This window comes from Sporosarcina sp. P19, from assembly GCF_002743165.1.
GTDB classification, from domain to species: Bacteria; Bacillota; Bacilli; order Bacillales_A; family Planococcaceae; genus Sporosarcina; species Sporosarcina ureae.
The window spans coordinates 57,210-69,349 of the sequence record NZ_PDYR01000011.1 but is presented as its reverse complement, the minus strand read 5'-3'; the positions used below and the strand labels follow the sequence as shown (position 1 = coordinate 69,349).

Sequence of the window (12,140 nt, the reverse complement as noted above, 5' to 3'; positions counted from 1 at the left end):
TGACAACGAGGGACGTTCAATTAATGATGTAATACTTTCGATAAAAAGTTTTGGGCGCGTTCAGAATCGGGATTCGTGAAGAACTTGGCAGGTGTTGCCTGTTCCACGACTTTTCCGTCTGCCATAAAGATGATTTCGTCGCAAATTTCTTTGGCGAAGCCCATTTCATGCGTCACGACGACCATCGTCATACCACTTTCAGCGAGTTTACGGATCGCATCAAGAACTTCCGTGACCATCTCGGGATCGAGTGCAGAAGTCGGCTCATCGAATAACATGACTTGTGGATCCATCGCAAGCGCACGCGCTATCGCTACACGTTGTTGCTGACCGCCCGATAACCGGTTTGGATACGCGTCGAATTTATCGCCAAGGCCGAGTGAAGTCAGCAACTCCTTCCCTCGCTCTTCCGCTGCACTTTTGCTTAATCCTTTTACATTGATGGGCGCAAGCGTGACGTTTTGCAACGCTGTGAGGAAAGGATAAAGATTAAAGCTTTGGAAAACGAACCCGATTTCAGAACGTGCTTTATTAATATTCACTTTTTTATCGTGGATGGAAATTCCGTCTACAACAATTTCTCCGTTATCGATCGGCTCGAGCGCATTGATCGTGCGAATTAATGTAGACTTCCCTGCTCCACTTGGGCCAATGATGGCCACAACGTTTGATTTAGGCACTTCAAGCGTGACATCTGTCAGCACTTGGTTCATACCGAATGTTTTATTCACATGTTTTATAGAAATCATATCTGGCACTCCTTCACATCGAACTTCATGAATTTTCTCTCGCTAATAACTTTTGTTCGATCGCACGAATGATCATGGATAACGTGAACGTCATGGCAAAGTAAACGAAACCTATGAATGTCCATACTTCAATGGAACGCATACTAGTGGCAACGAGGTTCTTCGCGTTCAACGTCAATTCCGTCGCACCGATGACCGAAATCAAAGATGAGTCTTTAATTAGCATGATGAATTGTGAAGCAAGTGGCGGTAAAACTCGTCGGAATGCTTGTGGTAAGACGATCAAACGCATTGCCTGCCAGTAGGTCATACCTGACGAACGAGCCGCTTCCATCTGACCTCTTGGCACACCTTGTATTCCTGAACGAACGATTTCTGCAATGAATGCTGCCGTAAAGACAGCTAGACCAATAATCGATGCCCAATAGGAACCGAGTTTTAAAAATTGACCGAGCACAAAGAAAATCCAAATAAGCAGTACTAGCAACGGCACACCGCGCATGACTTCTACATAGGCTGAGGAAAGAATACGGATGAATCTATTGCGGGAAATCCGGCCCATTCCGATGATAATACCGAGCGGAATAGCCAGCAATAATGCGATTGCTGAAATTTCGAGTGTTTTCAGCGCCCCTTCAATAAAGATATCCATATTTTGCGATATTACACTGAAGTCATATTCATAGCCGCCCATATTATTCTCCCGAAACCTTATCTAGCCAGTCGCTTTCCTCAAACCAGCGACTTCTTGATTCCAATTCTTCCGGGCTATCAACATAGCTATGCAAGAATGAATTCAACCATTGAATCGTTTCAAAATCATTTTTCTTCACTGCAATCCCTAAGTTTTCAGCTGAAAGCAAACCTTCGAGCTGATGAACTTCTCCTTCGTGTTCTAAGCGCCATACAGCAATAGCAGGTTCATCATACACCACTGCATCAGCCTGTCCTGAACCCATTGTCGTAGCTGCCAACGGGAAATCTTCGTAATCTACTACTTCCGCATTTTTGAACTGAGACTTTGCAAGCAGTGCGCCCGTAGTCCCGATACCTACAGCAATTTTATTACCTTTAACATCAAGCTCTTCCCATGATTTGATACCTTTGCTCGCAGCTGGCACCATGATCGCCTGACCTGTTTTATAGTAAGGATTCGACATGCTAATGGATAGTGCACGGTCTCCACGAATCGTCATACCCGCGATGACCATATCCACATCACCTATTTGCAAAGCAGGTCCTAAGCCATCAAATGCGAATTGTTTAAATTCCACTTCTGTATTTAGCGCTTCACCTACCGCGTTTGCTAAATCGATATCGTAGCCGACAAATCCGCCGTCAATGCTTTTCATTTCAAAAGGGAAATAACCTGGTGCAATTCCGATCACCAATTTCTTGTTGTCTTTAATATTCTTTAACGTGGACTTCTCTGTTGATCCTGCTCCTCCATCGTTACTACTACATCCCGCAACGACCAAGACTAGGATTAGTAATAGTGCTGTAAACATCTTCTTCATACATTTCCCCTTCTCTCTCTTCACTAGTATAAATATTCTAAATTAACACAATTATAAGATACTGACTTACAACTGTCTACAAGTATATGTATACGTTTGCTTGCATACTACATATATTGGACAAGATCTTATAACGGTTACTTCCTATATTATTTAATATACGCTAGAATGAATAATTATACAATAGTAAATAGTTTTATTGCGTACGGTAAAGGGGAGTATAGTATGAGTAGTATCGTTTTAAATAAAAAAAGCAACAGTTCTTGGAGATTTCTCTCAAGAACTGCCGCTATTATCTTAATGGAGCATAGGGGGCTCGAACCCCTGACCTTTGCACTGCCAGCGCAACGCTCTCCCAGCTGAGCTAATGCCCCTCATATCTGATACAATATAGAGTATATCAACTGTTCGTTTAAAAGACAATAGGCAAGAAAGGTGGTTAACGGCATGCAGCATGAAGAAAGAGAGTTGACTGAAACTGTGTCTCTGTGTGACTCCAAGGGACTTCTGAATCCTGAATCAATAGGATACGCACGCAGCCCTTTAGTGAGGAGCAATCTAAGAGGACAGTTTATGAAAAAGAAGCGCTGGAATAATTGGTGCATCTATGGGGAAGAGGTCTTATTGACTGCCTCGATTGTACACTTAGATCATAAAGTTATTTGTCTAGTTTACATACTCAACTATGAAACACAGCGTTTCTATGAAAAACATGTAACCCTACCTTTTGGAAGACGTATAAAAATGCCTGAAGAGGCACTAGAAAGTATTAAGTTTGTTCATGACGATATTACGATTCAACTCGTCCATATGCAAGGCGAAACGCATTTGTCCGTGATCATTCCTGATTTCGACAATGAAGTATTGCATGCAGATTTGCATATTATTCATCCCGAGAAAGATGAATCTTTGAATGTGGTCATCCCGAGAAGTCGAGATTCATTCCATTTCACCTCCAAACACTCTATTATGCCGACTGGCGGATATGTTCGCGTTGGCGATCGACGCTATGATTTTAATCCGTATTATAGTTTCGCGGTCCACGATTTTGGTCGTGGTGTGTGGCATGCCGGAACGAATTGGGATTGGGCAATGGCCTCTCAACGTACAAGCGGTAAACGAATCGGCTTGAATTTCGGCGGCCATTGGACGGATGGTACGGGATTAACGGAAAATGCTGTTTTTGTGGAAGGCGCAATGCATAAGTTCCACGAGGATGTAGTATTCAAGAGCGATAAAAAAGACCCGAAAAGTGCTTGGAAAATACATACGAAATTTTCGGATAATATCCAATTGACATTTAAACCATTCTTCCAATGCCCAACGCTCGATCACTATCTTGTTAGAAAGATGTCGATTACTCAATATGTCGGCTATTATCATGGAAAAGTTCGACTACCAAGCGGACAAGTCTTACCTATTCGACAGATGCTCGGTTCGATCTTGGAGCGTAAGTATCGCTAATTATCCTTCTCTCCTACCTACAAAGAGATCCGTTTTTTTGTTTAAGTTTACTGTTTTAAGGTGATAATACAAGTAGTATACACTTTAGAAAGGGTGGCGCTTATGTCATTACTACGAATATTATCTATTGCAGGGGTTTCATCTATTTTACTTCTCGGAGGTTGCTCGTCAAAAGACAAGGCACCGGACAATGACGCTGCGGTCAGCATTGAAGGCGAGGATGAAGGCAGTACAATGAACACAGGTGACGGCTACGGCTTCACGGATTTCGATTTAACGATCAAGAAAGACGATAAGAAAATCGAGACGGATTATGAGGATGTAAAACCTGGTGATGCAGAGTATGTCAATGAGTTCCAGGAAGTGAATCTCGAAGGCAATGAAGCGATTGACGATATGCATAAGATGTTTATGGAGATTTTGATTGATAACGGAACTACTAAAGATGAAGCGATTGATCGCATTTTACAGTGGTACGGTCTCGATGGGTATGATGAGTTTAAGTTGGATGTAGAGTTTGCAGACGGCAAGACTCTTCACATTGATGAGAAGAAGTAATAACGTGGAACGAGCTATTTATACAGGTTTTGTAAACCATTCTGATTACTGATTCAAAATAAGGCATGAAAAAACCGCTAATTTTTATGAATTAGCGGTTTTTCATGCCTTTATATTACTATTATAAGTAAATAATAGAAAAATTGTACGGAATCCGCTACTAATTGACAGTTGTAGTTGGAACTCGTTGGGCTGCGTTGCAGCCGGACGCGTGTCCTATGGGGGGGCGGTGAACCATACCCCAACTGCAAAGATGCGCTCCTTCTCGCTACAATTCACTCCGATCAACTAACTGAGTGCTTCTGACCTTACTCCCATAAACGCACCCCGTTAGTTCAATAAGGAATAGTATTTTTTTATGGTATCGAAACCTGTTATTACACAATCGCCTCCGTTTCTTCAATATAAGGGTATACAAAAAAGCTGAAAACGCGTGAACGTTTTCAGCTTTTTTTCGTCTACTTCAATGTCTTTTGTTTGCTAAGAAGTATACTTTGTCCGAATTTACGCAGTGAAGAGTAATTCACAGCTTCCAGGCAGAAGGTTTTATACATACTTTTAAAATGGAATACTGCCATAAACGGAAAAGTTAATGTGCCATCATCTCATGTGCGATCGTATGTCCGTCTAATTCTGATGGGTAAAATGTAGGCCAATTAATTACTTCCTCTAATAAAGCTTTGCGATCCTCACCCCAATACAAATGGTAATGATCCGCATCATTTGGCGAGATACTATGATCACTAAATTGAATATACTGAGGAATCCCTTTCGTTGGTTCTACCAATTTAAATATATATCTTACCCCTTTATTCCCTGCTTCATATGTGAGAATTTCGTATCCATCGGATTGATACTCACCTTTATAAGCCTCTCCATTGTTGAAAAACGTCACATTATTCCCTTGAATTACGATACGCTCAGTATCCGTTTTATACCCTACATCGTAATACGCTTTATATTCTTCCACTGTCATATCTTCTTTCTGTTGCACTTTATGAGCAAATACCTCATCTAACGTTCCGTCTAGTAAATATGGATACACAGATTGCCACTCCCCTTCCCAATCAGAAAGCGAGCGCTCTTGTACTTGGCTATCTTCAAAATATCCAGCGTAAATTTTTTCTGTTTCTTCATCGTGTGCGTGATTGTGATCACTTTCATGTGAATGACTATCAAATGCTTGCGTTGTCGTTAACGCTTCACTACTAGTAATCTCCTCTTTTGAATCTGCAGCTTGACACCCTACAAGTATCGAGCTCACTGTTAGTATACTTAGCCATTGTACTTTTGTACCCTTCATTACTCATACCTCTTTTCTAAATCGTAATCATTACGTTTTGTAATTATATATATAAGTTTTATTGTCGTCAATATAAATCGTAATGATTACTATTAAAGAAATACGTATAATGTGCCTAAATCCCTCTGCAATTAGTTTCAGCCACGTATTAATCGGTGCTACTTTGCGTCGCCATTCGTTCACTTGAAGATGCAGCAAAGCTTGGATTTTGTATCAATTCATCTCATTTAGTGCTCGGCTATTGTGTGACTTTAAAATAAAGTTTGAGCAAATTGATACTAATAACCTTGATAAACGGATAAAAAGAAAGAGCGTGTTTGAAAAAAGATTGTTCAAAACACGCTCTTAATATATTCAATTAAATTATTCTTTTATAAACAAGTTTGATCAATCCTGTAATCCTTCTTCAATTAAAGCACCCGTTTACGAAATGGTATATCTAAAGCCATGCCCACTACCCTTGTGCAGAATCCCTTTTTTTAATTACTAAATCTGAGACCACAAATGATATTGCGGGAACTAATGGCAACAAAACTATCCAATTTCTGAAGCCCAAATAAAGTAAAGGAGCAATAAAAGCGATAGCACAAAAAAATATAGTTAATCTGGATTTTCTCTTTATTCCGAGTAAAAGAAAGATAATTGATATAAAAATTATTAATCCTAAGAAAATGTTTAACAAAACATCCCCCCTTTCGGCTCTAAATGGCCCTATTCCGGATTAAATCATCTTCCACAACTGTACCCTATTACTGAATAATCCTTCTTACATTTTTCCTTTTTAATACAATACCTGATACAGAGGCTACCTAATACTGAACACACGAAAAGCACAAATATATTAAATATCCAAAGTGGAGTCATACTGATTTCTTGAATCCCTTTTGCACTAATTGTCACAAATATCAATGTACATTTAAGCAATAGGTAAGTAAAAACATTTGGAACAATTCAAGCAACCCTTCATTTCGTGTTCTTTAAAGCATTCGTCCTAAATGGCATGAATTCTTAGATTAAATGATCATAGTTTATACAACGGTTTTATCCGTTTCAGGCACAACACTTCTTCAACAACAACACCTGTTAATTTACATACAACTCATTATTTCTTTACACTATCTAACAAAATAAAGCCAAACACCACACCAGCCATTGTTTGAATGGTTGAATTTCCCGAATACATTATTTCTGGTACAAACGGAATAATATTCTCCCCTGCTGGTGTAAATATTAATATACTTATAGATAATACACCAAGAGATGGCAACCCAACCCCCATGAATTTAGCCCAATCAAAGGTCCATTGTCTATTTTCTATAATTTCATTTATAAGTTTTGGCAACTTAAGCAACATTCCAATACCAATAGGATAAATTGATGAAAACCAAACAAATGATAGGGCTTCATAGTTCTTCATGTATTCTTGTTTCAACATGAACTAATATTTAGCACCTATATAAATAATAATTCCTATCACCATTGTCCAACCGAAGTAATGAAAGAACCTTCTCATAAAAATCCCCCTTTTTATCAAAATGACTCTTCCTCTATTTGGCTTTGACTTGATTCTTGAACAATCATAGTTCTACTATATATACGTCCATGAAGTGTAAGAGCTCCACTTTTCTCCAATGCCTTGAATTCAATTAACTATGTTTAAACCTTCTGCTTCCACTCTTTCAGTTACTATACTACAGGTATACATATATTTACCAAATTATTCTAATTAAGTTTATTCAAAAAAAGAAAAAGCACCGCTACATGCGATGCTCGTTCATGTTGTAATTATTCAATTTCATAGACAAAGAAGTAAGGTTTTTAACTCCACTCATCACCATTGGAAAACTTCACTAGTCAATCGTAAGCGGAAGGCTGTGATCGACAGTTTCCTCCCCTTCATTATTCAGCATCCCATAGAACACGCCTTTGCGTTTCAGCAGTTCATCGTGGCTGCCGGATTCGAGTAGCTCGCCATCTGCCAGTACGAAGATTTTGTCTGCTTGTCTAATCGTGTTCAAACGGTGGGCGATGACGAAGCTTGTTCGTCCTTCCATGAGACGCTCCAACGCTTCTTGAATCGCGAGCTCCGTCACTGTATCGATGCTACTAGTGGCTTCGTCGAGTAACAACAAGGTTGGATCCGCTACTAGAGCACGAGCTATGGACAATAGTTGTTTTTGTCCTTGCGATATCTCCTCGCCACCTGCTGTTAGCACCGTGTCATAGCCGGACGACAGTTTGCAGATGAAGCTATGGGCATTAGCTTTTTTTGCAGCTTCTTCCACTTCTTCATCCGTTGCGTCAAGTCGGCCGTAGCGAATATTTTCGCGCACTGTCGCCTCGAACAAGAACGGATCTTGCAAGACGAAGGCCATTTGGCTACGCACCGTATGGCGTGGCAGTTCGTCGATCGCGATGCCGTCGAGCAGAATTTGGCCGCTGTCTACTTCATAAAAGCGTGACAGTAGTTGCATGATCGTCGTCTTCCCTGCTCCTGTTGCACCAACAAAGGCTGCGGTTTCACCAGATTGAACATGGAAGCTAAGGTTCTTAATAATCGCTTCCTCTTCATAACCAAACGTCACATTGCGGAACTCGACATCGCCATATAATGTTTCGATCTGCTGCGTTGCCTCGTCTTTTTCCACCGGCTCATCCATTATGGCAAACACTCTCTCCGCTCCTGCAATGGCGGAAAGTACGGTATTAAATTGATTGGCCAAATCGTTCAGCGGTCGCGTGAATTGCCTTGCGTACTCACTGAAAATAACAATCGTTCCGACTGTTACGCCACCATATCCTGTCACCGCCAGCAGTCCGCCAACCCCCGCAACTATCGCGAACGACATATTATTAAGTGTGTTCATGACTTTTGGAATGAAGCCTGAATATGTCTGCGCCCAAAAACCCGCTGTACGAAGGCGTTCGCTTTTTTGCGCGAACTCTTCCATGACATTCTGTTCCTGTGAGAACGCTTTGACGACACGTTGACCAGAAATCGTTTCTTCAATCATCCCATTTAATTCACCGATTGCGCGTTGTTGCTCTTTAAATAAAATCCCCGTGCGACGAGTAATCCAGCGCATGGCAATGAACATTAAAGGTACGATGATCATAGTTAGCAACGTCAATAACGGACTGAGATACAGCATAATTGATACCGTACCGACCAGTGTCAGTACACTTGAAAACACTTGGATCAACGAAGAGTTCAGCGTTTGACTGACATTCTCGATATCGTTCGTCACGCGACTCATTAATTCACCGTGCTGCCGCTTATCGAAAAATCGAATGGGCAACTTCTGTAAATGGCCGAATAATTGCGTGCGCAGACGATAAACCGTTTGCTGTGCAATTCCGACCATCCAGTAGTTTTGGAAATAAGTAGACAATGAGAAGCCTGCATACACGAGCAGTAATAAGCCAATCTGCATACTGAGCCCGTCCACTTTTTTCGGAATGATGAAATCGTCGATAATCTTTCCAATCATCAATGGGCCAATTAGCGCTAGGGCTGAACTGATTAATACGAGAGTCATGACTGCGATTAGTAAACCTCGTTGTTGATCGATCAAACGCCAAATGCGTGCAAGTACGGATTTCCAGTCGCCCGCTTTCTGAACTTTTTTACGCTGAACTTTTGATAAATCCTCTTTCCGAATAATTGGTTCATAGCCGAAAGGTTTTCGCATCATGCCACTCCCCCATTCTGTTGCGATTTTGCAATTTCCCGATAGAAGGCAGACGTTTGAAGTAACTCTTCATGCGTGCCATAGCCCACAATCTCACCATCTGATAATAATAAAATCGCATCAGCAATTTGAGCGGTTTGGATTTTTTGCGTGACGATCAGCATCGTCGTATTTTCTTCCTGCAATGCGTCCCATAATGACGATTCGGTTTTGACGTCGAGTGCACTCGTGCTATCATCCAAAACCAGTAAGGAGGGCTTACGAATCAATGCGCGAGCAATAGACAAGCGCTGTTTTTGACCGCCAGATAAATTCACGCCGCGCTGCCCGACACGTGTTTTATAGCCATCCATAAAGTTCATGACAGACGAATGTATTTGTGCTTTTTTAGCGGCCTCTTCGATTTCATTCGCAATGGCATCCGGTTTACCCCACGACAGATTATCGCTGATCGTACCTGTAAAGAGCATTGATTGCTGCGGCACATAACCGATCAAGTTTCGTAATGTGTTAAGCGGCCAGTCGGCTATGTTTTTGCCATCGATCCACACAGTACCTTCCGTCGCCGTGAACATGCGCGGGAGTAGTTGAAGCATCGTGGATTTACCGGAACCGGTAGCCCCCATAATGACAAGCTTCTCACCCGCTGGAATTTCAAACGACACGTCTCTAAGCACATCTTCAGTCGTTCCTGGATAACGGAATGAGACGTGCTCAAAACGAACTGAAACAGCATCTTGTTGGCAATTGTCAGCTATCTCTAGCTTTTCGAGATCACCATCGGCAACTAGCAGTTCTTCCATCCGATCGGAAGACGCTTTTGCGCGCGAGAAAATGACGATTAAAAAGGAGAACATTGAAAAAGCGCTTGTCATTCTCATCGTGTAGTTGACGACCGCTACGACGTCTCCGACAGGCATATTGGAGTTGCGGACTTCGTCTGCACCGAACCAAAGCACCGCCATGAAGCTGACGTTCATGATGAACAGTAACACGGGTAAAATTAGTTCCATTAAGCGCATCGCATGGACACTATCTTTTTTCAGTGCACTTGCCGCTTTGGAAAAACGGTTCGTTTCAAAAACACCTCGTAAATAGGCTTTAATGAGACGAACCGCTTGTAAATTTTCTTGTACGAGTTGATTGACACCGTCCAAACGGCGTTGAACTTGCCCGAATAAACGTACACCTTTGCGCGCCATGACGACGAGGAATACAGCTAGGAACGGTGAACCAATTAGTAAGAATACTGCGAGTTTCGGACTGACGACGAATGCCATAATCAGACTGCCGAGTGCCATTAACGGTGCGCGGGCCATAATTCGTAACCCCATGAAGAGCGCGGTTTGGGCAAGCGTCACATCACTTGTCAAACGTGTAATGAGACTAGATGTCGGAAAGCGCAAAAATGCCGCTAGCGAAAACGTCTGGACGCGCCGAAACAAAGCTTGTCTGAGATCATAGCCGAAACTTTGCGCGGCATGTGCAGCGAAATAGGAATTGACGACGCCCGTAAAGAGCGCTATAAAGGCGAGTGCCATCATGACACTCCCCCAAATCAGAACGGTGTTCAAGTCTTCTTTCATAATTCCTTCATCTATAATTCTACCGATCAGCAATGGCTGAATTAATTCGACCGATAGTTCAAGTAACATGAGTAAAATGGCGATGAACATTGGCCATTTATAAGGTAGTGCATAGCGGAAAACCGTTTTCATCTAAAACACCCTTTACTTGCTGTCTTTCCTTTCATTATGTCATATAGGAATACAGTGTGTACAGGCGAAAAGCTATACCTCGCTATGGTCGTACTCTTGAATAGGATCTGGGAACGGAGCGCTATTCTTCTTGCGATTACCGCCGATGGATAACCAGACAACCCCCACCAGCATGATGGCCGCGCCAGTTAGTTGCCAGACACCCATTGCCTGACCTAGCCAGAATACGGAGACTATCATCGCTGTAAGCGGTTCGAAACTGGAAAGCACGCTCGTTTCAACAGGTGAAATATAGTTCATACTTTGCAGGAACATGATGAATGCAAGTGTTCCCATAATAATGACGAGTAACAACATACCCATCGCTGGACCGTCAAGCAAAACACCAAGATTCATGAAGAACATCGGCAAGTTGATAATGAATAAAGTCATACCGCCAATGAACATTCCCCAGCCGACGACGAGTAATACACCCCACTCCGCCATAAGAACTACCGGATATAGTGTGTAGAAAGTGAAGGCAAATCCCACAATTATCCCCCACACAATTGCGGTCGTATCTAATGAAATGCTCGAGAATGAACCATTTGTCAAGAGCAAGATCAAGCCGAATAACGCAATGACCATACCGATTACTTGGCTGCCTGGCGGGAAGGATTTCTGAAATATTGAAAGCAGAATGATGATGTAGACCGGTGCAACGAACTGGAATAATGTTGCGACTACTGCGTCACTATGTGCGATGGTTTGAACGAATCCAAACTGTACACCGAGCATCCCGATAACGCCGAACATCACCATTTTACGCAACCACAACTTTTGCCTCATAGGACGACCGACCTGTATACCTTTTGCTTTCAATAATAATAGCAACACGCCACCCGCGATCGACAAACGTAGGATTAACATCATCGAAACGGACATTTCACTATGGTTCAAAATCCACTCCATCATAGGCCCCGTAGCGCCCCATAACATAGAACCTATAATAATCATGATAATTCCTTTTAATCGCAACATGATCTGTCACCCCTAACTAATTTCTTGTCTTTTTAGTCATATAGTATAAAATTCACACATGAGTCATGGACAACACTGAAACTTCATTTATAATAGTTATATAGTAGAATTGGAAAGGA

10 protein-coding genes and 1 tRNA gene are annotated in these 12,140 nt (G+C 41.9%); 2 read left to right on the top strand and 9 right to left on the bottom strand.

Features of this window, described 5'->3' with window-relative positions:
• Nucleotides 1-20 precede the first annotated feature (20 nt).
• The 4 genes from CSV74_RS12165 to CSV74_RS12150 form a co-directional block, all read right to left on the bottom strand.
• On the bottom strand, nt 21-749 hold the full coding sequence (locus CSV74_RS12165) for an amino acid ABC transporter ATP-binding protein (RefSeq protein ID WP_029053522.1): 729 nt from the start codon (nt 747-749) through the stop codon (nt 21-23).
• A gap of 25 nt (nt 750-774) precedes the next feature.
• Nucleotides 775-1,443 (bottom strand): amino acid ABC transporter permease, encoded by a 669-nt coding sequence (locus CSV74_RS12160; RefSeq protein ID WP_029053523.1) that lies wholly within the window; start codon nt 1,441-1,443, stop codon nt 775-777.
• 1 nt (nt 1,444) lies between these two features.
• Nucleotides 1,445-2,266: a transporter substrate-binding domain-containing protein gene (locus CSV74_RS12155; protein WP_029053524.1), complete on the bottom strand. Its 822-nt coding sequence runs from the start codon at nt 2,264-2,266 to the stop codon at nt 1,445-1,447.
• 301 nt (nt 2,267-2,567) lie between these two features.
• Nucleotides 2,568-2,640 (bottom strand) — tRNA-Ala (locus CSV74_RS12150).
• 73 nt (nt 2,641-2,713) lie between these two features.
• Here CSV74_RS12150 and CSV74_RS12145 point away from each other — a divergent pair.
• Nucleotides 2,714-3,730, top strand: a complete 1,017-nt coding sequence (locus tag CSV74_RS12145; RefSeq protein ID WP_099691854.1) for a DUF2804 domain-containing protein — start codon at nt 2,714-2,716, stop codon at nt 3,728-3,730.
• A gap of 102 nt (nt 3,731-3,832) precedes the next feature.
• Nucleotides 3,833-4,288 (top strand): YusW family protein, encoded by a 456-nt coding sequence (locus CSV74_RS12140; RefSeq protein ID WP_029053526.1) that lies wholly within the window; start codon nt 3,833-3,835, stop codon nt 4,286-4,288.
• A gap of 589 nt (nt 4,289-4,877) precedes the next feature.
• Here CSV74_RS12140 and CSV74_RS12135 read toward each other — a convergent pair.
• The 5 genes from CSV74_RS12135 to CSV74_RS12110 form a co-directional block, all read right to left on the bottom strand.
• Complete coding sequence (locus tag CSV74_RS12135) at nt 4,878-5,591, bottom strand: ZinT family metal-binding protein (protein WP_099691853.1); 714 nt, start codon at nt 5,589-5,591, stop codon at nt 4,878-4,880.
• Nucleotides 5,592-6,693: 1,102 nt separating this feature from the next.
• Nucleotides 6,694-7,026: a hypothetical protein gene (locus CSV74_RS12125; RefSeq protein ID WP_099691851.1), complete on the bottom strand. Its 333-nt coding sequence runs from the start codon at nt 7,024-7,026 to the stop codon at nt 6,694-6,696.
• Between the two features lie 415 nt (nt 7,027-7,441).
• Nucleotides 7,442-9,286 (bottom strand): ABC transporter ATP-binding protein, encoded by a 1,845-nt coding sequence (locus CSV74_RS12120; RefSeq protein WP_369823717.1) that lies wholly within the window; start codon nt 9,284-9,286, stop codon nt 7,442-7,444.
• Complete coding sequence (locus CSV74_RS12115; protein WP_099691850.1) at nt 9,283-11,001, bottom strand: ABC transporter ATP-binding protein; 1,719 nt, start codon at nt 10,999-11,001, stop codon at nt 9,283-9,285. The genes CSV74_RS12120 and CSV74_RS12115 overlap by 4 nt, the downstream gene beginning before the upstream one ends.
• Nucleotides 11,002-11,073: 72 nt before the next feature.
• Nucleotides 11,074-12,021 (bottom strand): DMT family transporter, encoded by a 948-nt coding sequence (locus tag CSV74_RS12110; protein ID WP_099691849.1) that lies wholly within the window; start codon nt 12,019-12,021, stop codon nt 11,074-11,076.
• Nucleotides 12,022-12,140: the final 119 nt, after the last annotated feature.